Source organism: Klebsiella sp. 18074 (assembly GCF_902705905.1).
In the GTDB taxonomy this organism is placed as follows: domain Bacteria; phylum Pseudomonadota; class Gammaproteobacteria; order Enterobacterales; family Enterobacteriaceae; genus Klebsiella; species Klebsiella terrigena.
This window is the reverse complement of the sequence record NZ_CACSIS010000006.1, coordinates 137,599-161,603: the sequence shown is the minus strand read 5'-3', so window position 1 is coordinate 161,603 and position 24,005 is coordinate 137,599. Positions and strand designations below refer to the sequence as shown.

Below are 24,005 nucleotides of genomic sequence, written 5' to 3'. Positions count from 1 at the left end.
TCCACAGGAGCAGGCTATGACAGCACCCGTTCAGCACCCGATGTATATTGATGGTCAGTTTGTTGCCGGGCGCGGCGACGCCTGGATTGACGTGCTTAATCCCGCCACCGAAGCGCTGCTCTCCCGCATTCCCGACGGCAGCGCCGAAGACGCGCGGCGGGCCATTGATGCCGCCGATCGCGCGCAGCCGGGCTGGGAGGCGCTGCCGGCTATCGAGCGCGCCGGCTGGCTGCGTAAAATCGCCGCTGGGATCCGCGAGCGTGCCGGGGAGATAGCGGCGCTTATCGTTGCCGAGGGCGGGAAGACTCAGCAGCTGGCGGCGGTGGAGGTCTCCTTTACCGCCGATTATCTCGACTATATGGCCGAGTGGGCGCGGCGCTACGAAGGTGAAATCGTGCAAAGCGACCGTCCCGGTGAAAATATCCTCGTGTTCAAACGCGCCCTCGGCGTGACCACCGGCATTCTGCCGTGGAACTTCCCGTTCTTCCTGATTGCCCGCAAGCTCGCCCCCGCGCTGCTGACCGGCAACACGATGGTGATCAAACCGAGCGAGTTCACCCCCAATAACGCCATCGTTTTTGCGCAGATTGTCGATGATATCGGCCTGCCGAAAGGGGTGTTTAACCTCGTGCTGGGCCGCGGGGAGACCGTTGGTCAGGAGCTGGCGGCGAACCCGAAAGTGGCGATGGTCAGCATGACCGGAAGCGTGGGCGCGGGTGAAAAAATCATGGCCGCCGCGGCGAAAAACATCACCAAAGTGTCCCTCGAGCTGGGCGGCAAGGCGCCGGCGATTGTGATGGACGACGCCGACCTCGAGCTGGCGGTGCGGGCGGTCGTCGATTCGCGGGTGATTAACAGCGGGCAGGTATGCAACTGCGTCGAGCGCGTTTACGTCCAGAAGGGGATCTACGATCGCTTCGTTAACCGCCTCGGCGAAGCGCTGAAAGCGGTGCAGTTTGGCGACCCGGCGCAGAGGGATGATATCGCCATGGGGCCGCTGATCAACGCCGCCGCCCTGGAGCGGGTCGAGCAGAAGGTAGCCAAAGCGCTGGCTCAGGGCGCGCGCCTGGCGCTTGGCGGCAAAGCAACCGGCGGTCGCGGCTATTTTTACCCGCCGACGCTGCTGCTGGACGTGCGCCAGGATATGGATATTGTCCACGAAGAAACCTTTGGCCCGGTGCTGCCGGTGGTGGCGTTTGACACGCTTGAGGAGGCGCTGGCGATGGCTAACGACAGCGACTACGGCCTGACGTCGTCCATCTATACGCGCGACCTGAACGTGGCAATGAAGGCGATTAAGGGGCTGAAGTTCGGTGAAACCTACGTTAACCGCGAGAACTTTGAAGCCATGCAGGGATTTCATGCGGGCTGGCGCAAATCGGGTATCGGCGGTGCCGACGGCCGCCACGGTCTGAACGAGTACCTGCAGACCCAGGTGGTCTATTTGCAGGCCTGAGCCGCGGATGAAAAGCGGATAGCCGAGGGCTATCCGCTGCGGTTACAACCTATTTTGCAAACTTATCCAGCACGCGGATGAGCTGGGTGACGAAGCCGTATTCGTTGTCGTACCACGCCACGGTTTTGACCAGCTGAACGTCGCCGGCCTCGGCGATTTCAAGCTGGGTGGCGTCGTAAATCGAACCAAAATGGCTGCCAATCACGTCGGACGAGACGATCTCCTCTTCGGTATAGCCGAAGGATTCATTATTCGCCGCCGCGTTCTTCATCGCCTGATTGACCTCTTCGGCGGTGACCTTTTTCTCAAGAATCGACACCAGCTCGGTGACCGACCCGGTTTTGGTCGGCACGCGCTGGGCGTGGCCTTTCAGCCTGCCGCTGAGCTCGGGAATCACCAGACCAATCGCCTTCGCCGCCCCGGTGGTGTGCGGGATGATGTTTTCCGCCGCCGCGCGCGAGGCGCGTAAATCCTTGCCGCGCGGGCCGTCCACCAGCGACTGGGTGCCGGTGTAGGCGTGAATGGTGGTCATCGTGCCGAGCCTGATGCCGAACGCATCGTGGAGCACTTTCGCCATCGGTGCCAGGCAGTTGGTGGTGCAGGAGGCGACGGAGATAATGGTGTCGTCCGCGGTGAGGGTGTCGTCATTGACGCTGTAGACGATGGTTTTCATCTCCCCGGCGGGGGCGGAGATCAGGACCTTTTTCGCCCCGGCGCTGAGGTGGGCCTGGGCTTTTTCCGTCGAGGTATAGAAGCCGGTGCACTCAACGATAAGCTCCGCGCCCGCGCTTTCCCACGGAATGTTCCGGGCCTCTTTCTCCGCGTAGACGGTGATGCTCTTACCGTTAACGATCAGGGCGTCGTCGGTGAAGTCCACGCTCCACGGAAAGGGACCGTAGTTAGAGTCATGTTTTAGCAGATAGGCCAGCACTTTTGGTGAGGTGAGGTCGTTAATGGCCACGACCTCCAGCGGGCTGTTAACTTCCAATAAACGGCGTAATACCAGACGTCCGATACGACCAAAGCCATTAATTCCAAGCTTGCTCATGGAAAATCTCCTGGTGAGTCGGTTAGAGGGTAAAACTCATACAGGCATACTCCAGTCGGCCGGTTTGGGCAACCCGCAAAATCGACCGGGCGGCTAAGCTTTTGAAAAAACGCGACAGAAACATTAATGCGTTTGCTCATCGCGTAGAGGGCGCAAGCAGGCTGCTAAAAGCGGGTTTGCGGGCCTGATCCTGCCGGGCTCAGGCGCTCTCCAGATCGCCTGACCAAATCATCGCCGCGCTTCCCACACCGCTCCCTTCCGCCACTTTTAGCGCCAGAGCGGTTCTGTGCTTCTGGCTGGCGTTTGCCATGGCCACGGCGGTATCCGTTACGGTGAAGGTTCCATGATTGGGGCAGGTTAAAATATGAAAATCTCCCCAGGGGATTGCCGCGGTTAACGCTGAGCTGCAAGCAGAGCAATGGGGTAAAGATGAAGAGTAAGCTGACATAACGCCTCCTGAAAAGTGGGCGCTAATCATTCCATATGTTGGCGGTGTGATGGTGGCTGTGAATGCTGAGGGATGTATTTGCATGATGAATGAATTAGGCCTGGCGTCGCGGGCCTCAGGAGGGGCATTATCTCGGATAATCTGAATAGATGGCGTCCGCGAAGCTGATTAAGGATCAAAGCGATGTCAAAAAAGCGTAGGATCGGACGGCTGATTGCGGCAGGAAAAACGCCCCCCATGAAGCCTGAACTTCAGGCGGATATCGAGGCGCTGAAGATCCCGCCCCGTAACAGAGCGGAGGCTAAACGGCAGCTGGCAATAAAGCTGCGGCTGCTGAAGAGCGGGGCGTTGAACGCCCCGTCATTGAGGGAGCAGGAAGAAAAGGCGGCACAGGATTTAACATTCGCCAACGCGCGAAGATTTGAAGAGGGCGTTGTCGATTCGGTTGTGACAGAAAAAATCGCCATAGCGCATAAGAAATGGCGCGGCCGGACGGCTGATTAGTGCGGTACGATCGCTTTATCCGCCGCGGGTGGGGTTATCAATAAAAGGGATGAGCAATGAATATATCGGGCGGCTGTATTTTGGCCGCATTGGCGCTGTGTGGCATATCGTTTGCGGCAGCGGCGAAAACAACGTCGGTTAAGTGCTCTTATCCGACCTATAGCGACCAGAGCGGCAATCATGCGGCTAAAAATCCGCTGGTATTTACGTTTATTATCGATAGCGGAACGAATAAGGCCTATATCGCCGGAAACGTCGGTTCGGCCGAGGTAGCCATCGTGCCTAATGGCGTCGATGGCATGTCCTTTATTGAAACCTCAGAGGTGGGCAACGTCACCGTGACGACAATGACGCGCAGCGGTGATTCGGTGCATAGCCGCAATACGGTTATGCCGGGAGGTATTTTCGGCTCTCAGCATTATGGCACCTGCATTGCGCAGTAATTCGTGCCCGTTCAGATGCGGGAAAAGCCTCCGGCATCGGCGATGACCACGGCGTTGCGGCCGGAGCGTTTGGCTTCATAGAGCGCCAAATCAGCTCTGCGCAGGACGCTGTAAACGTCGTTTTCGCTATCGCTGAACCCGGCAACGCCGAGGGAGATGGTCACCCTTTCGGCGTGGGGGAAATCGGCATTCTCGATCTCCACCCGGATGCGTTCCGCCACTTCGGCCGCCGCGGTCAGGCCGGCATCCGGGAGGAATACGACAAACTCCTCGCCGCCAAACCGGCAGGCAACCTGCCCGTCGGCGCAGAGGTTGCGCAGCTTCTCGCTGAACGTGACCAGCACCGCGTCCCCGCCGTCATGGCCGTGCAGATCGTTAATCTTTTTGAAATGGTCGATATCAATCGCAATGACGCAGCGCTCGGCGGACTGGGAGGACTGTTTTAGCAGGGTGCTAAACCCTTTGCGGTTATAGAGTCCGGTAAGGGGGTCCGTCATCGTTTCATCGCTGAGGGCGTTGACCCGCCGGGCCATTACTTGCAGATGTAGGCTGAACGCCTCTTTAAGGCGCTCCGCTTCCTTATACCAGACGTTAATGTTGGCCAGCTTTTTGAGCGTGGACTCGTTGTTTTCCGCGCGGGTGAATTCGGCGAGTTTCTCCAGCGGTGCCGAAATGATGGCGGCAAAAATCGTTACGGTTGTTACCGTAAGGATGATAATTGCGAGCGTGAACCAGAAGGCGTTAACCACCGTCTGCATTAATATACGCGATACGCTTTCCGACGCCCCCGAGATGATAATCTTCCAGTCGGCCTGTTTCAGGCTGGCGTAGCCCACCAGGCTGTCTGTGCTTTTGTCATCGCCAAAAAAGTGGCCGTTCTGCGCGTTAATAATCTGCTCCTGCAGGCCTGGAGTAGAGCTAAACTCGCCTCCCACGCGCGCCGGATTGCGATTAAAGATGATTTTTCCGTCATTATCGATAACGCTGACGTCCGTCGTATTTTCATAGAAATGCATGCTGAGAATATCACTGAGCATGCTCTCTTTTTGCAGGTAGATGCTGCCGCCGATATAGCCGAGATAGTCGCCGCCGGGGCTAAATAATGGCTGAGAGACAAACACCACGTAGTTACCCGCCGCCGAGATGAAAGGTTCAGAGATAAAGAGCTTCTTTGAGGTAATGGCCTGTCGGCTGGCATTCGAGTGCAGCTTTATTCCCACCAGCTTGAGGCTCTCCGGGGAGGCGGCGGCAATAACGGCGTCGGAATTGACGATAACCACCGAGTTGAAAAAGCCGGACTGCAGCCGCAGCCGGTCAGCTTCATTTTGCAGCTGGTGGGAGTTGTTAAGGGTTTTTATTTGTCCGGCGCTGTAGGCGAGCTCCCGCTGCGCCGTCACCAGGTAGCGGTCGGTGGTATCCGCCAGCTTACGGGCGTAAGCGAGGTTGTTCTCAAGCAGCCGGTTCTCTATATTGCCCTTCTGGAAAAGCGTCAGGGCGCTGAGCAGCAACATTGATGTCAGCAGGATCCCTCCGACGGACAACATCAGCATAAGAGTGCGCAGATGCAGTTTTTTTCCTGGCATAAGTTTTCACGTATCTCAAAAATTTTGCGCATTTTATCAGTTTTTTAGCGCAGAACATAAGCCGCTTCTGCCGCTCTGTAGTGGATCTCAAATTCAGGACACCGGAATAACCTGCTTCCACTTTTCTTCATGCACGCAAGGCGGTAATCCACCATTGTTCGTATGAGGACGGTAAACGTTGTAATAACCATTTATCCACTGGTTTATATCGCGTACTGCATGACTAAAATCACCATAGCCGCCTTTCGGTAGCCATTCACTTTTAAGGCTGCGAAAGACTTTTTCCATCGGCGAATGTTGTCTGCATTTACCCGGTAGCGATGTTTAACAGGCTGGTGACTGGTCAGCCCGCATTCCTGCATCAGTCGTCGCGCCAGCCACCGGCCTGCATCAACGCCACTCTGGCGTAACATCTGGCTGATTGCCCGACTCCCTGCAGCGCCACGACTGAGAGCATGGAATGCTCTCACCCGGCTTCGCAATTCAATTCTTTGCACATTAACCGGATGCTTCACCTGCGCGTAATAAACGCTACGGTGAATACCGAATAAATGACAAAGAACCTGCACAGGCCACTTTGCTTTCAGCCGTGTGATTAGCGCGATAACTTCCCGTGCATCTCGCTGGTATTTAACAACCTGTTCGATAGCTTCGAGTTTGAACTCCGGGGAAAATGTGCGTTTAGTCCGACGAGTTTTGATCATGCATCACCTCATGTTCACTGTTTTAACATTAACAGGATTTCGAGGTGTCCTGAATTACCGATCCACTACACCTTCATACACGCTAATAATCCAGCCAGGCCAATCACCATCTTCTGTCAGCTGATCCAAAGTAATTATTATCGGCAGACCATACACTAAATATCCCGCTCGGCCTCTTCTGCCAGATAAGCCAGATATTCCTCTCTGGTTTGTGATTGAGCAAAGCGTCCACACATGATTTCCCCGCAGTAAAATGTGAATGCGCCTTAAGTAGAGGAAATAGGCTGGCTAAGAGAGTTGCACAGACGTTCATGCCTGATGATGGATAAATATCGTGATTTCACTTCGAGTGAAGTTCTGTGTTCAAACATAAAACCTACCTGGAACGCGTCAATTTAATGGAGAAAACATGCCGTATTTTAGGGGGGGGTTGGGGCGATTTTTGGGGCGTTAAAAAGGCCGTAAACGTGCGCTATTGTCCGTTAGCTGCACAACCTAACGCCTTGTATTGCCAATAAACGAATGATTCCCCGCGATTGTTTCTTATAAGTACGTAAAAGTTAATGAATTTTTAATAAAAGGCCGTTATGTTGTCGGAATCACAGTTTTGTTAAGGGTTTTCCATGCGCGATAAATACTCCGGCCTGCAGATAGGCATCCACTGGCTGGTATTTTTATTAGTGGTTGGTGCCTATGCCGCCATGGAGCTACGGGGCTTTTTCCCCCGCAGCGACCGGCCGCTGATTAATATGATCCACGTCTCCTGCGGCATTTCCATCTGCGTACTGATGGTGGTACGACTGCTGGTGCGTCTGAAGTCGCCCGCACCGCCGATTGTGCCGAAGCCATCGCCGATGATGACCGGCTTCGCGCACCTCGGGCATCTGGTTATCTATCTGCTGTTTATCGCCTTGCCGATCGTCGGCATGGTCATGATGTATAACCGCGGTAACCCGTGGTATGCGTTTGGCCTGACGATGCCCTATGCGGCGCAAAGTAATTTTGAGCTGGTGGACACGTTGAAGGGCGTACACAGCCTGCTGGCGAATACCGGCTACTTTGTCGTTGGCCTCCATGCGCTGGCGGCGCTGATGCATCACTATTTGTGGAAAGACAATACGCTGCTGCGCATGATGCCGCGCAGGCGCTAGCGCCCGTTGGCTCTCTACCTTCAGACCCCGCCTCGTGCGGGTTTTTTTTATCTCTTTTGCCGCAGACTGTGATACATCTGATCGCACCAACAGGAAGAGGGGATAAAGATGAGAGTCAGACTTGCCGCGCCGGACGAAGCGCCGACGCTATGGGAGATCCGCAATCAGGCGATACGCCACGGCTGTCGTGAAAGCTATGAGGCTGAGGTTCTGCGGGCCTGGACGCCGGAGATGATGCCGGAAGGCTATCGTCATGCGGTGCGCGACAACCCCTTTTACGTGGTTGAAGAGGAGGGCGGGCGAACGGCCGCCACCGGCTATCTCGACCTGCGTGCTGGCAGCGTCGAGGCGATTTTTACCCGCCCGGAGTGCTTCGGTAAGGGCTACGCCGGGCTTATCGTGACGGCGATAATCGCCGAAGCGCGCCGCCGGGGGCTGACGCGGATCACTCTGGAAGCCACGCCCAACGCCGCCGGTTTCTATCTGCGTCACGGCTTTGCCGCGCTCGGTGAAAAATGGCTGCCATCAAAGCTGGCTAACGCCGATTTGCGCTGTGTGGATATGGCGCTGGAGCTGAACTGAGCCCAAAACGGCGCCGCTGTGCTACGGTTAAAGCGGCGTTTCAATTTGCCAGCTGGCGTAATTAAATATAGTATACCCCCCTATATGATATGGAGGGCGTCACCGTGCCACATTCACCTGAAGACAAAAAACGCGCCCTGAGCCGCGTGCGCCGTATTCGCGGGCAGGTCGAGGCGCTTGAGCGCGCGCTGGAGTCCGGCGAGTCCTGTATGACAATCCTGCAGCAGATTGCCTCAATTCGCGGCGCAACCAACGGTTTGATGGGGGAGATGGTGGAAATTCATCTCCAGGATGAGCTGGTAAGCGGCGAAACCACCCCCGACCAGAGAGCGATAAGAATGGCGGAAGTTGGCCATCTGCTACGATCCTACTTAAAATAAATCACGACGAAGGAAGAGACTCTTATGAAATCACGTGCAGCAGTCGCGTTTGGCCCGGGCCAGCCGCTGAAGATCGTTGAGATTGACGTCGCGCCGCCGAAAAAAGGCGAAGTGCTGGTCAAAATCACCCACACCGGCGTCTGCCATACCGATGCCTTTACCCTTTCCGGCGACGATCCGGAAGGCGTGTTCCCGGCGGTGCTGGGGCATGAAGGAGGCGGCATTGTCGTTGAAGTTGGCGAAGGGGTGACCAGCCTGCAGCCGGGCGACCACGTTATTCCGCTGTACACCGCCGAGTGCGGCGAGTGCAAATTCTGTAAATCCGGCAAAACCAACCTCTGCCAGGCGGTTCGCGCCACCCAGGGCAAAGGCCTGATGCCGGATGGCACCACCCGTTTTTCCTACAACGGCGAGCCGATTTATCACTATATGGGCACCAGCACCTTCAGCGAATACACCGTGTGTGCGGAGATTTCGCTGGCGAAAGTTAACCCTCAGGCGCCGCTGGAGAAAGTCTGCCTGCTGGGCTGCGGCGTGACCACCGGGATCGGTGCGGTTCACAACACCGCGAAGGTAAAAGAGGGTGATACGGTGGCGGTATTTGGCCTCGGTGGCATCGGTCTGGCGGTGATTCAGGGCGCGGTACAGGCGAAAGCCGGGCGTATTTTGGCGGTTGATACCAATCCGGATAAGTTCACCCTCGCTAAAGAGATGGGCGCAACCGACTTTATCAATCCGCGTGATTACGAAAAGCCGGTACAGGACGTCATCGTTGAGCTGACCGACGGCGGCGTGGACTTCAGCTTTGAGTGTATCGGCAACGTCAACGTCATGCGTTCGGCGCTGGAGTGCTGCCATAAAGGCTGGGGCGAGAGCGTGATTATCGGCGTGGCCGGTGCGGGCCAGGAGATTAAAACCCGGCCGTTCCAGCTGGTAACCGGTCGCGTATGGCGCGGTTCCGCATTCGGCGGCGTGAAGGGGCGCACCCAGCTGCCGGGCATGGTTGAAGACGCGATGGCGGGCAAAATTCGCCTCGACCCGTTTATCACCCACCGTATGCCGCTGGATCAGATCAACGAAGCATTCGATCTGATGCATGAAGGTAAATCCATTCGCACCGTGATTCATTTCGGCGAGAATTGATCTTTCGGTAAAAATAATAACCCGGGCATGCCCGGGTTATCGCTAAAGCAGAATTACTCCCGCCGCAGGTTTTCATAACCGTTTTGCCACCGCCGCTGTTCTCGTCGCTCCCGTTCACGTTGGATATCCGATTTTTCATCTTCCCACACCGAGCAGTTTGGCCCGCTGAACACTTCGCAGGGCTGTTGTTTATCGGCGAGCGGATTCACGGTTTTTTCTTCCCATATCGTCGGATTGCGCAGGTCCACCTCTGGAGCCTTCAACGCCTGAGCCGATGCAGCCATTATCGACATAATGGTGCCCGCAAGCAGGCGGCAGGTTGAAGGTTTCATCCATTATCCTTGTTCAGTTGTTCTTATTGATAACCATTCGCAATAATAACATGGCTGAATAAAGAAAGGGCCCTGTAAGAGGCCCGTAGGATGGCGAGAAAACAGTTTTGCTATTTTGCTGGCTGTTTGTCGGGTGGCGGCTGGCGCCTTACCCGACCTACGAAAACCGTGGTTTCCTGTAGGCCCGTGCAAGCGTAGCGCCGCCGGGCGATGACAGAAGAACGCATTTGCCAGCAATCAAGGGCCCCGTTTAGGGCCCTGAGACTTACTTCTGCTCGGGGAGCGCGTAGGCGATGATGTAATCGCCGCGGTCCGGCGACTGGCGAGCGCCGCCAGCGTTGATGATGATGTACTGCTTGCCGGTTTTCGGCGAAACGTAGGTCATCGGACCGGACTGGCTGCCGACCGGCAGACGGGATTTCCAGATTTCCTTACCGCTGGCGGTATCAAACGCCCGCAGGTAGAAGTCCTGGGTACCGGCGAAGAACAGCAGGCCGGACTGAGTAGAGAGCGATGCGCCGAGGGTCGGCATGCCGATTGGAATTGGCATATGCATCCGAATCCCCAGCGGGCCGGTATCCTCAACGGTGCCGACCGGCACCTGCCACACCAGCTTCCCGCTTTTCAGATCCACCGCCGACATCGTACCGAACGGCGGCTTCTGGCACGGAATGCCCAGCGGCGACAGGAAACGTTCGCGCATTGCGCCAAACGGCGTACCTTCCATCGGCACGATACCCATCTCAATCCCGCTGGCGTCTTTTGCCACTTTGGCGCGCGGCACCATATAGTTTGCCAGGCCGAGACGCATATCGTTGACGAACATCAGGCCGTTATTCGGGTCGACCGATACGCTGCCCCAGTTCATGCCGCCCAGCGAGCCCGGGTACTGCAATGAACGATCTTCGCCCGGTGGGGTGAAAATACCCTCATGGCGCATGGATTTAAAGGCAATGCGGCAGATCAGCAGATCGACCGGCGTGGCGCCCCACATATCCGACTCTTTCAGCGTTTCGTTACCGATCATCGGCATGCCGACGGAGTAGGGCTGGGTTGGCGAATAGCGCTCGCCCGCCACGTTGCCCTGCGGAACCGGACGCTCCTCCACTTTGGCAACCGGCTCACCGGTTTCGCGGTTGAGCATAAAGATCATGCCCTGCTTGCTGGTCTGTACCAGCACCGGGGTGGTCCCGCCTTTGCCATCCGGCAGGTCGTACAGCAGCGGCTGTGACGGCAGGTCGAAGTCCCACAGATCGTGATGGGTTGTCTGGTAGTGCCAGCGTACCCGGCCGGTAGTCGCATCGACGGCCACGATCGACGAGCTGTACTTATCGTCAAGTGCGGTGCGCTTGCCGCCAAAGAAGTCCGGCGTGGCGTTGCCGGTCGGCAGATAAATCAGATTCAGCTTCGCATCATAAGACATGGCTGACCAGACGTTAGGCGTACCGCGCGTGTAGGTTTGGCCCTCCGGCGGCAGACCGGTCAGGCTCGGGTTACCCGGATCCCACGCCCACGCCAGCTTGCCGCTGTGGACGTCGTAGGCGCGCACCACGCCCGGAGGCTCGCCGGTGGAGAAGTTATCCGCCACGCGGCCGCCGACCACCACCACGTTCCCCGCCACCAGAGGCGTCGAGGTCTGCTGGTAGTAGCCCGCTTTGATTTCACCCATCCCAACGCTCAGATCGACGACGCCGTGTTCACCAAAGGCTTCACAGGGTTTGCCGCTATCGGCGTCGATGGCGATCAGGCGCGCGTCGGTTGTCGGCAGAAACAGGCGACGGGAGCAGGCGGCGGGCTGAACGTCAGCCGCCGGGGCCGATTGGGCCACACCGTCCGCGTAATAGCCGAGTCCGCGGCAGCGCTGCCAGTTTGGCGCGCTGGCTTTTGAATCGTAGCGCCATTTTTCCTTGCCGCTATCAACGTCCAGCGCCAGCACCTTGCTGTAAGGGGTGCAAACGTACAGCGTATCGCCGATTTGCAGCGGGGTGTTCTGGTCTTCCGCGCCGGAGCCGTTGCTCTGCGGAATATCCCCGGTGTGGGCGACCCACGCCACCTGCAACTGATTCACGTTGTGCTTATTAATCTGATCCAGCGCGGCGAAGCGATCGCCGTGGGTAGTATTGCCCCAGTGCTCCCAGTTTTTCTGCTGTTCGCCGGCGGCAACCGGCTTAACCGGCACCTCTTCGGTGGCGCTCACCAGCGGCTGTGCCCTGAACATCCAGCCGAAGCTGACGGCCAGCACCACGGCCAGCGCTGCGGCGAGGCCAAAGGCCGGGCCTTTGGCGGTCGCTTTAGCCGAGAAGTAAGGCCAGACGAGGGCCGAAAGAAGCGCCAACGCGCCGAAGACAAACAGGCGCGAGAACAGCGGCCAGTAGGTCCATCCGGCATCGCTGATGGCCCAAATAATGGACGCGACAAACGCCAGCGCGTACAGCAGGATGCCGCTGCGACGGTTGCGGAAGATGAGTACGGAGGCGATAACCATCGCCAGCCCCATCAGGCTGAAATAGAGGCTGCCGCCGAGCGTGGCGAGCTTTATGCCAGGAATACCGATGGCCAGGCCGATTATCAGCATCAGCCCGGCGAGAAGCCACTTCAGGATCCGGGGGAATCCTCGTGGCGCGTGACCCGTTGTCATGTTGTCTCCTTAACCACCCGTTCTCAGGTGTGAACCAAATGAATCAAAAAATAAATGTGTGTCTTTTGAGTGAAGCGATAAATGGCTTCATGAAAGAGGGTTTTTCGCTAATTTTTATTTCATGTGAACCTTATGGTGAAATCGTGGCAATGATAAATCTGTTACTGAAGTTTGCGCAATTGTTAATAAATAATTTCGCACTAATTGATTACGCTGCTAAGCAAGCGGCGTTATCCGCGCTCGGGCGCCGCCGGGCCTGGCGGGAGTCAAACCGGGAGCGGCCGGGAGGCTACGGATGCCGGAAGGGGGCACAGGTTTGCCCGCAAGAGGCGCCGGGAGGCGGCGCTCCGTCCGGAATTGAGGCTCAGGCGGGCATCGATTTTCGAATCGCGCTGAGTAGGGTCTGCGCGCCGGAGGTGAGGGTGGCATCAACCCGGGTCAGAATACCGATCGGCTCCCCGGCGCCCTGGGTCGGTACCGGCAGGGAGCTGAGCAGGCCGCGCCGCAGATCGTCCTTCACCGCCCCGGAGGGGACGAACCAGATATAGTCGTAATCGACGGTCAGCTGGCGCGATAGCGAAGCCGAGAGCGTTTCTATGCAGCCCGCGGGAATTTTACATCCCTGGCTTTGCAGCAGCGTTTCGGCATTCTGGCGGGGGATGGTCCCCTTTGGTGAAACGACGACCGGCCAGTCCATCACCCGACTGAGCGTCACCGTCTCCTGCAGCAGCGGGTGGCCGGGGCGAACCACCAGCTTCAGGGACTCCAGAAACAGCAGCTCATAGTTGAGTCCGCTCATCAGCTCCGGGTCGGACATGCGCCCGATGCCGATATCGATCTCCCCCGATTTCAGACCCGCCAGCAGCATGGTGTTATTCATGGTGGCGACCTGCAGAGTGATATCTTTCTGCTGCTGGTGAAACTGGCCGATTACCGTTGGCAGAATGCCGAGCGCGGCGGTCGGCAGCGCGCCGATACGCACTACGTCGGGGTTCATCCCCTCTTTGCGGTTGAGCGCCTGACCCGCGGTATTGAGCGCGTCGAGGACCTTCACCGCGTGGGTGAGAAACTGCTCCCCAACCAGCGTCAGCTGCGCGCCCAGCCGTCCGCGCTCAAAAAGCCGCGTTCCGGTCAGCTGCTCCAGCTCGTTGAGCGTTTTTGATAAAGCGGGTTGACTAAGATTAAGTGTTTCAGCCGCGCGCCCCAGCGTTCCCTGTTGAGCGACGGCCACGAAGGTGTGTAGATGGCGCAAGCGAATGCGCTGACTAAAGAGAGCGTTTTTTTCCATAATTGATACTAAAAACAGAGCGGTATGGGTGACAAGCGATATTGTTTAAATTTGATAACCCAATGGCAAAATATTATTAACATTTACTCTTGTTATATTACAAATAATTTTACCTGACGCCAAAAATCCGATGCCCCGGGTAGAACCGGGGCATGTCGGGGGCGCAATGACCTCAAAGATCGAAAAAGACGGTTTCGTTCTCGCCCTGCAGATGAATATCGAACCGATAGACAATTTCGCCGCCGCGTACTTCGCGCCGGGCAATCAGCGTCTGACGGCGAACCTCCCACTCGATCAGATTGAGCACCGGATCGGCCCGGTTAGCCTCCTCTTCGTCGGCAAAGTACATCCGCGTATTCAGGCCGATGTTGATCCCCCGCGCCACCACCCACAGGTTGACGTGCGGCGCCATCATCCGGCCGTCGCGGCCGACAACCGCGCCCGGCTTGATGGTTTCAAAGCGCCAGATCCCGGTGTCGAAGTCGGAGCAGCTGCGGCCCCAACCGCGAAACACCGGGTCGCGCTGTTTGCCGGCCTGCCGGTCGTCGGGGTGCGCGTAGCGCCCGGCGGCGTTGGCCTGCCAGATCTCCAGCAGCACGTCGCGCACCGGCGTGCCGGAGCCGTCAATAACCCGCCCCTCAATGGTAATACGCTCGCCTTCGGTATCCGCAGCGGTGAGCCGCGGGCCAAAGTTATTCTCGAAAATGTGGAAGCCCGCGGCATCCGGCGCCAGTCCGATATGAACGTAGGGGCCGGCGGTTTGCGAGGCGGTTTCGGGTAAATAGTCTTTCATCGGGCGGCCCCCTGAGTGCGGTTTTCAAATAGCGTCGCGCGGTGGCCGCGCAGCACCAGGTCAAAGCGGTACGCCAGGCAGTCCAGCGGCACGGCGGCATGGGTATCCAGCTCGGCAATTAAGGTGCGAACGGCATCGTCGTTATTGATGGTTTTGACGATCGGGCACTGCTTAATCAGCGGGTCGCCTTCAAAATACATCTGGGTGATCAGGCGCTGCGCCCACGCGTCCCCGGAGAGGGAAAAGTGAATATGCGCCGGACGCCAGTCGCTGACCTGATTGCGCCACGGGTAGGGGCCCGGCTTGATGGTGCGAAAACAGTAGTAGCCGTTTTCATCGGTCAGTACCCGGCCACAGCCGCCAAAGTTGGGGTCAATGGGCGCCAGATAGCTATCCTTTTTATGCCGGTAGCGGCCGCCGGCGTTGGCCTGCCAGACCTCCACCAGAGTGTTCTTCATCGGCCGGCCAAAGCCGTCGCGAACGTAGCCGTGGACGATGATACGCTCGCCGATCGGCAGGCCTTCTTTGGCGTAGTTAAGGATAAGGTCGTTATCCAGCGGTCCGAGGTCATCGTGGCTGAACACCGGGCCGGTAATTTCAGAAAGCGAGTTCTGCAGGGAGATCAGCGCATTGCGCGGCGAGCGCAGAACGCTGGTTTTGTAGCCAGGGGCGTAAGCGGGAGGATGGCTGTTATAGTCGCGATGAACCACCTCGCGCGGGGACCATTTATCGTTCATAGGGTACGTACTCCGTTTTATTCGGTACAGGGCTTGTTGTTTTAATGTCGCCAGAAACAGTGTGTGTAAATGTTTTGTTAATTTAAAGTGAAATTAAAGGTTCTATTCCATAACTTAGGGTTATGTCCCGCGCCGGACAAAGGGCAGGGGCAGGTTACCCGCATCACAGTTTGTAAATTCTTCCTGCTGGCGCGGGAGGCCTTCTCTACACTCCAGGAAGTATTCACTGGAGGTAAGACATCATGGCGAACACCATCACGGCTGATGAGATTCGGGAACAATTTTCACAGGCTATGTCGGCGATGTATCAGCAGGAAGTTCCGCAGTACGGGACGCTCCTCGAACTGGTCGCTGACGTCAATCTGGCGGTGCTGGAGAACAACCCCAGGCTGCATGAGCAGCTGGCGAACGCCGATGAGCTGGCCCGGCTGAACGTTGAGCGCCACGGCGCAATCCGCGTCGGCACTGCCGAAGAGCTGGCGACGCTGCGCCGTATGTTTGCCATCATGGGGATGTTCCCCGTGAGCTATTACGATCTCTCCCAGGCCGGGGTGCCGGTTCATTCCACCGCCTTTCGCCCCGTTGACGACGCCGCCCTGGTGCGCAACCCATTCCGTATTTTCACCTCGCTGCTGCGCCTCGAGCTGATCGCCAGCGTCGAGCTGCGCCAGCGGGCGGCGGAGATTCTGGCTAAGCGCGACATTTTTACCCCGCGCTGTCGGGAGCTGATTACGCAGCACGAAGAGAGCGGCGCCTTCACGCCCGCTGAAGCGCGGGAGTTCGTTCGCGAGGCGTTAGAGACCTTCCGCTGGCACAGCCACGCCACGGTAGATGATGAAACCTATCACGCCTTGCAGAACGAGCACCGGCTGATTGCCGATGTGGTCTGCTTCCCGGGCTGCCATATCAATCACCTGACGCCGCGCACGCTGGATATCGACCGGGTTCAGGCCCTGATGCCGGAGTGCGGTATCGTGCCGAAGGCGCTGATTGAAGGCCCGCCGCGCCGGGAGGTGCCGATCCTGCTGCGCCAGACCAGCTTTAAGGCGCTGGAGGAGCCGGTGATCTTCGCCGGGGAGCATAAAGGCACTCACAGTGCGCGTTTTGGCGAAATCGAGCAGCGCGGGATCGCGCTGACGCCGAAGGGGCGGGCGCTGTACGATCGCCTGCTGAACGAGGCCGGGGTTGGCAAAGACAACCTCCAGCATCAGCGCCACCTGCAGGACGTGTTCAGCCAGTTTCCGGACAGCGAGTTTCTGCTGCGCCAGCAGGGGTTGGCCTGGTTCCGCTATCGGCTGATGCCGGCGGGAGAAGCCCATCGCCAGGCTTTCGGCCCCGGCGACGATCCGCAGCCGCTGATTGAGCGCGGCTGGCTGATTGCCCAGCCGATTATTTATGAAGACTTTTTGCCGGTGAGCGCGGCGGGAATTTTCCAGTCTAATTTGGGGAACGAAACCCAGGCCCGCAGCCACGGCAACGCCAGCCGCGACGCCTTCGAAACGGCCCTCGGCTGCCCGGTGCTCGACGAGTTTGCGCTCTATCAGCAGGCGGAGGAACGCAGTAAACGGCGTTGCGGTCTGCTCTGAAACCGGTACTCTGCTGGCATAAACCGTAAAAGGAAGCAGGTCATGCAGAATCCGTCTACGCCGCTGGTGAAAACCCGCCAGGGCACGTTATCCGGGAGCGCCGAGCAGGGGATCCACATCTGGCGCGGCATCCCCTTCGCCGCGCCGCCGGTTGGCGAACTGCGCTGGCGCGCCCCGCGCCCGCCGGCGCGCTGGCAGGGCGTCCGCCGGGCCGACGCCTTCTCCGCCGCCAGCTGGCAGGACATTGAGTACTGCCGCGAGCTGGGGGGCGGCGATCCCGGGCGCTTCTCGGAAGACTGCCTCTATCTCAACGTCTGGGCACCTGCCGCCCGCACCCAGCCGCTGCCGGTGATGGTCTGGCTGCACGGCGGGGGCTTTACCATCGGCGCCGGCAGCCTGCCGCCGTACGACGGGCAGGCGCTGGCGGGTCGGGACGTCGTGGTGGTGACGGTGAACTACCGGCTGGGGCATCTCGGCTTCTTCGCGCACCCGGCGCTGGAGGGCGAGGAGGGCGAGCGGGTATATAACTTTGCGCTGCTCGATCAAATTGCCGCCCTGCAGTGGGTGCAGGAAAACATTCACGCCTTCGGCGGGGATGCGGCAAACGTCACCCTGTTTGGCGAATCGGCCGGCGCGCGCAGCGTGCTGTCGCTGATGGTCTCGCCGAAGGCCAAAGGATTATTCCATAAAGCAATCGTCCAAAGCGGCTATACGCTACCGGATCTTCCGCGCGCCAGGGCGCTGGAGAAAGGGCGGCTGCTGGCGGAGCATTTTTCGCTGCCGGACGCCAGCGCTGAGCAGCTGCGGGCGATCCCCGCCGACGCCTTCTGGGCGCTGACCGCGCCGCTGAGCATTGGCCCGGCCCCCATCGTCGGCGATGCGGTGCTGCCGCAGCCGATGCTGGAGACCTTCTTCGCCGGCCGTCAGCATCCCATGCCGGTGATGATCGGCTCGAACAGCGACGAGGCCAGCGTGATGGCGGTCTTCGGCGTTGATATCGCCGGGCAGATCCAGAAGCTGCGCCGCGAGCGGCGCTTCGGCCTCGGACTGATTAAGCTGCTCTACCCCGGCGTGAAGGGCGACGCGGCGCTCGGCCGCGAAGTGTGCCGGGACATGGCGTTCACCACCCTTGGCTACGTGGTGATGCAGGCCCAGCAGCGGGTCGGACAGCCCTGCTGGCGCTACTGGTTCGACTACGTTCCGCAGGCCGTGGATGAGACCTATCCGCACGGCGCGTGGCACGGGGACGAGGTTCCCTACGTCTTTGATACCCTCGCGCTCGCCGAGCCGGTACGCGGCTACGCCGATGAGGGCGATAAAGCCTTTGCCGGGCAGATAGCCAACTACTGGGCCAGCTTCGCCCGCCTCGCCGGCAGCGGCTGCAGCGAGCTGCCGGGCCCGGTGCGCTGGCTGGCCTGCCGGCGCGGTCGCGATCGGCTGCTGCGTATCGGGCTGCATAAAAGGGTGGGGTTTAAGCTGGAGAACCGCTTTATGCGCGCGCGGCTGGCGCTGTTCCGCCGGGTGATGCGCCATCACGTGACGCTGGATTAACCAGCTCCTCGCGAAACCGCGCCAGGCCATCGGCTTTGCTCTGCGATGCCCGCACCAGCAGGCGGTAGCTGGCGCCGGTTTTCACGCTCAGGGTAAAAGGACGCACCAGGCGGCCAACCCGCAGGTCTTCCGCCACCAGCGTCGCGTCGGCGATGGCGATCCCCAGCCCCTGCATGGCGGCGGTGATCGCCAGATCCATGGTATCGAAGTGCTGGTTTTTGCGCATCGCCAGCGGCGCATCGGGGGAGAACTGCGTCAGCCACAGCGACCAGTCGGTTTTATCCCGCGTCGGATGTAAAAACGTCGCGCCGTCGAGGCGGGCGTCGCAGGGCGTACTGCCGCTGATGACCGGCGTCAGCGCCTCGTCGAACAGCAGATCGCCGGCGCTGTGATGGGTGCCGAAAACGATCGCCGCGTCGTAGGGCTCCGTTTTGAAGTTAACGCTATGTTCGATGGTGGTGGTCAGGGCTATCTGCAGCTCCGGGTGGCGCTGTTCTATCGCCACCAGCCTGGGCACCAGCCAGCGGATGGCGCAGGTTGGCGCCTTCAGGCGCACCACGGTCTGCTGCTGACGCGCCTGTTCGGCGACGGTGACCAGGCGGCCAAACGCCGACTGGAGCTCCGGATAGAGGGCGCTGCCCTGGGGCGACAGGCGTAGCCCGCGCGCGTGGCGTTCAAACAGCGGGAAACCGAACCAGCCTTCCAGCGCGGCAATCTGGCGGCTCACCGCGCCCTGGGTCAGGCACAGCTCGCGCGCGGCGTGGGTCAGGTTGAGGTGTCTGGCGGTCACCAGAAAGGTCTCGACGGTATTAAAAGGCAGGGCGCTCCGCGACATGTCGTCTCCAGCTATGCATTTTGATCATAGGCAGTATGCCACGCTTCGTTCCGGGAATGGGACAATGCGTTGCACTTTCGACGGCTAATCAGCGGCCCGCGGTTAAACTATGATCAACCTTATTGTGAAAACAGCTGCCGGAGCGCTCGTTCCGGTGGGATCATCCGATGTTGATATGAGGAAAAGGTCATGGCTAAACCGTACGTTCGTCTGGATAAGAGTGATGCAGCCGTGCTGCTGGTCGATCATCAGGCCGGGCTGTTGTCGCTGGTGCGCGATATCGACCCCGATAAATTCAAGAACAACGTCCTTGCTCTTGGCGACATGGCTAAGTACTTCGGCCTGCCAACCATCCTGACCACCAGCTTTGAAAATGGCCCCAACGGCCCGCTGGTGCCCGAGCTGAAGGCGCAGTTCCCGGATGCGCCCTATATCGCCCGACCGGGGAATATTAACGCCTGGGATAACGAAGATTTCGTCAAGGCGGTGAAGGCGACCGGCAAGAAGCAGCTGATTATCGCCGGGGTGGTCACCGAAGTGTGCGTGGCGTTTCCGGCGCTGTCGGCCATCGAAGAGGGGTTCGATGTCTTCGTGATAACCGACGCCTCGGGGACCTTTAACCCAATTACCCGCGATGCGGCATGGGATCGGATGTCGCAGGCCGGCGTGCAGCTGATGTCGTGGTTTGGCGCCGCCTGTGAGCTGCATCGCGACTGGAGAAATGATGTTGAAGGGCTGGGGACGCTGTTTGCTAACCACATCCCGGACTATCGCAATCTGATGACCAGCTTTAACACCTTAACCAGCAAGTAATTCCTGCCGCGGCCAGCCTGTGGCTGGCCCTCTTTTTCCCTCAGCCATGATCAACGCTCATGGCTACTATGACAACAATTCGTTTGTCGCCGCCGGTACCTTTAGATTGAATGGTTATGCAAATATAATGAGAAAGGATTAACCATGCGTCTCACTTCTCCGGTGACCACCCGCTCCAAACTACCCGATGTCGGTACGACCATTTTTAGCGTAATCGGCCAGCTCTCCGCGCAGCATAACGCGATCAACCTTTCTCAGGGCGCGCCCAATTTTGCCTGCGATGCCCGGCTGGTTGAGGGGGTGACGCGGGCGATGGCCGAAGGGCATAACCAGTATGCGCCGATGACCGGGCTGCGCGTGCTGAAAGAGCGTATCGCCGAGAAAATCGCCACGCTCTACGGCACCCGCTACGACGTTGACGACGAAGTGCTGATTACCGCCAGCGCCAGCCAGGGGCTCTACTCCGCCATCGGCGGGCTGGTGCATCCCGGCGATGAGGTTATCTATTTCGAACCGGCGTTCGACAGCTACGGGCCGATCGTGCGCCTGCAGGGCGCCACGCCGGTGGCGATCAAGCTGACGGTGCCCGATTTCACCATCAACTGGGACGAAGTCGCCGCCGCCATCACGCCGCGGACGCGGATGATCGTGATCAACACGCCGCACAATCCCAGCGGCCAGGTGCTCTCCGCCGAGGATTTAGCCCGCCTGGCGGCGCTGACCCGCAATACCGATATCGTTATTTTGTCGGATGAGGTGTATGAGCATGTGGTCTTCGACGGGGCGCAGCATCACGGGATGGCCACTCATCCGCAGCTGGCAGAGCGCAGCGTGATCGTCTCTTCCTTCGGCAAAACCTACCACGTGACCGGCTGGCGGGTAGGCTACTGCGTTGCGCCGGCGGCGCTGATGGATGAAATCTGCAAGGTTCACCAGTTTCTGATGTTCTCGGCCGATACGCCGATGCAGTACGCGTTTGCTGAGCAGATGACCGACCCGCAATCCTGGCTGGGGCTGGCGGCGTTTTATCAGCAAAAGCGCGATCTGCTGAAGCAGCAGCTGGCGGATTCGCCGTTCCGCCTGTTGCCGAGCGCCGGCTCCTTCTTCATGCTGGCGGACTACAGCCATTTCAGCGACGAAAGTGACAGCGAAATGGTGAAGAGGCTGATCGTCGACTACGGCGTCGCCACTATTCCACTGTCGGCGTTTTACGCGGATGGTACTGATAACAAACTGATACGTCTTTCTTTTGCTAAAGATGAAGCCACGTTACGGGCCGGCGCGCAGGCGCTGTGTCACGTTAAGCCGCGTTGAGGAGCCACACGATGAAAATAAAAGCCCTTACCCTCGCTTTGGGGATGATTTGTACCTTCTCTTCGCTCGCCGCCGGCGAATTACGCTACGGCGTGGAAGCGGAATACCCGCCGTTCGAAAGCCGTAATTCGGCCGGGGAGTTGGAAGGCTTCGATATCGATCTGGGGATGGCGATTTGCCAGGCCGCGCAGCTCAAGTGCAGCTGGGTGGAAACCTCGTTTGATGCGCTGATCCCGGGGCTAGTGGCGAAGAAATTCGACGCCATTAACTCGGCGATGAACATTACCGAGCAGCGGTACAAGAGCATCGACTTTACCCAGCCTATCTACCGCATTCCGTCACAGCTGGTCGGTAAAGCCGACAGCGGTATGCAGGCGACCCCGGAAGGGCTGAAGGGGAAAACCATCGGCGTGCTGCAGGGGTCGATTCAGGAAACCTACGCCAAGGAGCACTGGGAGAAGCACGGCGTCAGCGTGGTCTCCTATAAAGATCAGAATATGGCGTGGGCCGATCTGCTCAACGGGCGTATCGACGCTTCGCTGGTGATGTCCGCCGCCGGGCAGGCCGGTTTCCTCAGCAAGCCGCAGGGGAAAGGCTTTGGCTTTATCGGCAAGCCGGTGGCTGACGATACCATCCTCGGCAGCGGGATTGGCTACGGTCTGCGCAAGGGCGATGAGGCGACGAAAAAGCAGCTTGATGCCGCGATTGATAAAGTGCGCGCCGACGGCACCATCACCCGGCTGGCGGCGAAATACTTCCCGGGCATCGATGTTAGCGTCAAATAATGCATCATTCTCCGCCGGTTTATCCGGCGGGGAATTCGGTCTGGTCCGGTGGACATATTTTTTTCACGCTTTTTCTGTCGCCAACAATTGGATTATTAATCGTTTTTGTCTAGAGTGAGCGAAATTCACGACGCATCTGTTTGTCGCGTTGCCTCCCAATTGGCACAACAGAAGGACGCTTTCTCAGGCATGAACCGCAGACGTTTTCTTAAATCTTCCATGGCAGTTGCCGCCGTATGCGGAACGTCAGGAGTCGCCTCTCTTTTCTCAAAAGCCGCGCTTGCTGAAGAATCAGGCATTGCCGATGGGCTGACGCGCCGCTTTGACTTCTCCGTGTTACAAGGGATGGCCCACGATCTCTCCCGTCAGCCCTGGGGCGGCGCTCCGCGAGACCTGCCGCCGACGCTGGCGAATCTGACCCCGCAGGCCTATAACAGCATCCAGTACGATGCCGGGCACTCGCTGTGGAACAATATCGAAGATCGCAAGCTGGACATCCAGTTCTTCCACGTCGGCATGGGCTTTCGTCGCCGGGTGCGTATGTTCTCGCTCGATACGCAGAGCCAGCAGGCGCGTGAAATTCACTTCCGTCCGGAGCTGTTTAACTACAACGATGCCGGCGTAGACACCAAACAGCTGGTCGGGCAGACCGACCTCGGCTTCGCCGGGTTCCGCGCCTTCAAAGCGCCGGAGCTGGCGCGTCGCGATATCGTAGCGTTCCTCGGCGCGAGCTACTTCCGCGCGGTGGACAGCACTTACCAGTACGGGCTCTCCGCCCGCGGCCTGGCGGTGGATACCTTTACCGATACGCCGGAAGAGTTCCCGGACTTTACCTCGTTCTGGTTTGAAACCGTCAAGCCGGGCGCCACCGTCTTTACCGTCTACGCGCTGCTCGACAGCCCGAGTGTGACCGGCGCCTACAAGTTTGTCATCAACTGCCAGGAGACGCAGGTGATCATGGATGTGGAGAACCACATCTACGCCCGCAAGGACATCAAGCAGCTCGGCATCGCGCCGATGACCAGCATGTTCAGCTGCGGCAACAACGAGCGGCGGACCTGCGATACCATTCACCCGCAAATTCACGACTCCGATCGTCTCGCCATGTGGCGCGGCAACGGCGAGTGGGTATGTCGTCCGCTGAATAACCCGCAGAAGCTGCAGTTCAACGCCTTCCAGGACAAAAACCCGCGCGGTTTTGGCCTGCTGCAGCTCGACCGCGATTTCTCGCACTATCAGGACATTATGGGCTGGTACAACAAGCGCCCAAGCCTGTGGGTCGAGCCGCGTAACCAGTGGGGCAAGGGCGCGGTCAGCCTGATGGAGATCCCGACCACCGGCGAGACGCTGGATAATATCGTCTGCTTCTGGCAGCCGGAAAAAGCGATCAAGGCGGGGGATGAACTTGACTTCAGCTACCGCCTCTACTGGAGCGCGCAGCCACCGGTCCGTTCACCGCTGGCCCGCGTGCTGGCAACCCGTACCGGTATGGGCGGCTTCCCGGAAGGCTGGGCGCCTGGCGAGCACTATCCGGACAAGTGGGCCCGTCGTTTTGCGATTGATTTTGTCGGCGGTGACCTGAAGGCCGCGGCGCCAAGAGGCATCGAGCCGGTGATCACCCTCTCCAACGGCGAGGCGAAGCAGGTTGAGATCCTCTACGTTGAACCGTTTGATGGCTACCGGATCCTCTTCGACTGGTACCCGACTAACGACTCCACCGACCCGGTAGAGATGCGCATGTTCCTGCGCTGCCAGGGCGATGCGATCAGCGAAACCTGGCTGTATCAGTATTTCCCACCGGCTGCGGACGAGCGTCGCTACGTCGATGACCGGGTGATGAAGTAACCGCCCGGCAGGCCGACCTGGACGAATGCGCCCGGGTCGGCCTGCG

The 24,005-nt window shown here is 59.0% G+C and carries 21 protein-coding genes and 2 pseudogenes; 13 read left to right on the top strand and 10 right to left on the bottom strand.

Features of this window, described 5'->3' with window-relative positions:
• The first annotated feature begins 16 nt into the window (after positions 1-16).
• Entirely contained in the window at positions 17-1,456 is a 1,440-nt protein-coding gene (gene aldA, locus GVK32_RS08370; RefSeq protein WP_159872908.1) for an aldehyde dehydrogenase, read from the top strand.
• A 49-nt stretch (positions 1,457-1,505) separates the two neighbouring features.
• Here the strand turns inward: aldA and gap are convergent, their stop codons facing one another.
• A complete protein-coding gene (gap, locus tag GVK32_RS08365; RefSeq protein WP_159872906.1) occupies positions 1,506-2,504 on the bottom strand; it encodes a type I glyceraldehyde-3-phosphate dehydrogenase in 999 nt (332 codons plus the stop codon).
• Positions 2,505-3,189: 685 nt separating this feature from the next.
• On the opposite strand from gap, the gene GVK32_RS08360 reads away from it, so the two are divergent.
• Positions 3,190-3,456 (top strand): hypothetical protein, encoded by a 267-nt coding sequence (locus tag GVK32_RS08360; RefSeq protein ID WP_227697826.1) that lies wholly within the window; start codon positions 3,190-3,192, stop codon positions 3,454-3,456.
• A 56-nt stretch (positions 3,457-3,512) separates the two neighbouring features.
• Positions 3,513-3,899, top strand: coding sequence for a hypothetical protein (locus GVK32_RS08355; protein ID WP_159872902.1), 387 nt, complete (start codon positions 3,513-3,515; stop codon positions 3,897-3,899).
• A gap of 11 nt (positions 3,900-3,910) precedes the next feature.
• On the opposite strand, the gene GVK32_RS08350 is transcribed toward GVK32_RS08355, so the two are convergent.
• The 3 genes and pseudogenes from GVK32_RS08350 to GVK32_RS28870 all read right to left on the bottom strand — a co-directional run.
• The gene (locus GVK32_RS08350) at positions 3,911-5,482 is read right to left on the bottom strand and encodes a sensor domain-containing diguanylate cyclase (RefSeq protein ID WP_159872900.1); all 1,572 of its coding nucleotides are present in this window, start codon (positions 5,480-5,482) and stop codon (positions 3,911-3,913) included.
• Positions 5,483-5,575: 93 nt separating this feature from the next.
• Positions 5,576-6,186: pseudogene (locus GVK32_RS08345) on the bottom strand (IS3 family transposase).
• Positions 6,187-6,344: 158 nt separating this feature from the next.
• Positions 6,345-6,422, bottom strand: a pseudogene (locus tag GVK32_RS28870) (SOS response-associated peptidase); the annotation flags it as partial.
• 387 nt (positions 6,423-6,809) lie between these two features.
• On the opposite strand from GVK32_RS28870, the gene cybB reads away from it, so the two are divergent.
• From cybB to GVK32_RS08325, 4 genes are all read left to right on the top strand, one after another.
• Positions 6,810-7,337: a cytochrome b561 gene (gene cybB / locus GVK32_RS08340; RefSeq protein WP_045855179.1), complete on the top strand. Its 528-nt coding sequence runs from the start codon at positions 6,810-6,812 to the stop codon at positions 7,335-7,337.
• Between the two features lie 108 nt (positions 7,338-7,445).
• Complete coding sequence (locus tag GVK32_RS08335; RefSeq protein ID WP_159870186.1) at positions 7,446-7,919, top strand: GNAT family N-acetyltransferase; 474 nt, start codon at positions 7,446-7,448, stop codon at positions 7,917-7,919.
• Positions 7,920-8,023: 104 nt separating this feature from the next.
• On the top strand, positions 8,024-8,299 hold the full coding sequence (locus tag GVK32_RS08330; RefSeq protein WP_041147608.1) for a metal/formaldehyde-sensitive transcriptional repressor: 276 nt from the start codon (positions 8,024-8,026) through the stop codon (positions 8,297-8,299).
• Positions 8,300-8,323: 24 nt separating this feature from the next.
• Entirely contained in the window at positions 8,324-9,442 is a 1,119-nt protein-coding gene (locus GVK32_RS08325; RefSeq protein ID WP_159870183.1) for an S-(hydroxymethyl)glutathione dehydrogenase/class III alcohol dehydrogenase, read from the top strand.
• Between the two features lie 53 nt (positions 9,443-9,495).
• Here the strand turns inward: GVK32_RS08325 and GVK32_RS08320 are convergent, their stop codons facing one another.
• The 5 genes from GVK32_RS08320 to pcaH all read right to left on the bottom strand — a co-directional run bounded on the left by GVK32_RS08320 (position 9,496) and on the right by pcaH (position 15,230).
• Complete coding sequence (locus GVK32_RS08320; RefSeq protein ID WP_159870180.1) at positions 9,496-9,774, bottom strand: hypothetical protein; 279 nt, start codon at positions 9,772-9,774, stop codon at positions 9,496-9,498.
• A 265-nt stretch (positions 9,775-10,039) separates the two neighbouring features.
• A complete protein-coding gene (locus tag GVK32_RS08315) occupies positions 10,040-12,412 on the bottom strand; it encodes a membrane-bound PQQ-dependent dehydrogenase, glucose/quinate/shikimate family (RefSeq protein ID WP_159870177.1) in 2,373 nt (790 codons plus the stop codon).
• 364 nt (positions 12,413-12,776) lie between these two features.
• Positions 12,777-13,700, bottom strand: a complete 924-nt coding sequence (locus tag GVK32_RS08310) for a LysR substrate-binding domain-containing protein (RefSeq protein WP_041145324.1) — start codon at positions 13,698-13,700, stop codon at positions 12,777-12,779.
• 172 nt (positions 13,701-13,872) lie between these two features.
• A complete protein-coding gene (gene pcaG / locus GVK32_RS08305; protein WP_159870174.1) occupies positions 13,873-14,493 on the bottom strand; it encodes a protocatechuate 3,4-dioxygenase subunit alpha in 621 nt (206 codons plus the stop codon).
• Entirely contained in the window at positions 14,490-15,230 is a 741-nt protein-coding gene (gene pcaH, locus GVK32_RS08300) for a protocatechuate 3,4-dioxygenase subunit beta (protein ID WP_123551404.1), read from the bottom strand. Before pcaH ends, pcaG begins: the two co-directional genes overlap by 4 nt.
• Positions 15,231-15,472: 242 nt before the next feature.
• Between pcaH and GVK32_RS08295 the strand changes: the two genes are divergently transcribed.
• On the top strand, positions 15,473-16,816 hold the full coding sequence (locus GVK32_RS08295; RefSeq protein ID WP_159870171.1) for a VOC family protein: 1,344 nt from the start codon (positions 15,473-15,475) through the stop codon (positions 16,814-16,816).
• A 42-nt stretch (positions 16,817-16,858) separates the two neighbouring features.
• Positions 16,859-18,367: a carboxylesterase/lipase family protein gene (locus GVK32_RS08290; RefSeq protein ID WP_159870168.1), complete on the top strand. Its 1,509-nt coding sequence runs from the start codon at positions 16,859-16,861 to the stop codon at positions 18,365-18,367.
• On the opposite strand, the gene GVK32_RS08285 is transcribed toward GVK32_RS08290, so the two are convergent.
• Complete coding sequence (locus GVK32_RS08285) at positions 18,306-19,202, bottom strand: LysR family transcriptional regulator (protein WP_159870165.1); 897 nt, start codon at positions 19,200-19,202, stop codon at positions 18,306-18,308. The two genes, GVK32_RS08290 and GVK32_RS08285, sit on opposite strands and share 62 nt — an antisense overlap.
• A gap of 189 nt (positions 19,203-19,391) precedes the next feature.
• Between GVK32_RS08285 and ycaC the strand changes: the two genes are divergently transcribed.
• From ycaC to GVK32_RS08265, 4 genes are all read left to right on the top strand, one after another.
• Positions 19,392-20,015: an isochorismate family cysteine hydrolase YcaC gene (ycaC, locus tag GVK32_RS08280; protein ID WP_159870162.1), complete on the top strand. Its 624-nt coding sequence runs from the start codon at positions 19,392-19,394 to the stop codon at positions 20,013-20,015.
• 144 nt (positions 20,016-20,159) lie between these two features.
• On the top strand, positions 20,160-21,329 hold the full coding sequence (locus tag GVK32_RS08275; RefSeq protein WP_159870159.1) for a pyridoxal phosphate-dependent aminotransferase: 1,170 nt from the start codon (positions 20,160-20,162) through the stop codon (positions 21,327-21,329).
• An 11-nt stretch (positions 21,330-21,340) separates the two neighbouring features.
• Positions 21,341-22,114, top strand: a complete 774-nt coding sequence (locus GVK32_RS08270; protein ID WP_159870156.1) for a transporter substrate-binding domain-containing protein — start codon at positions 21,341-21,343, stop codon at positions 22,112-22,114.
• A gap of 189 nt (positions 22,115-22,303) precedes the next feature.
• Positions 22,304-23,959 (top strand): glucan biosynthesis protein D, encoded by a 1,656-nt coding sequence (locus GVK32_RS08265; protein ID WP_159237316.1) that lies wholly within the window; start codon positions 22,304-22,306, stop codon positions 23,957-23,959.
• Positions 23,960-24,005 lie beyond the last annotated feature (46 nt).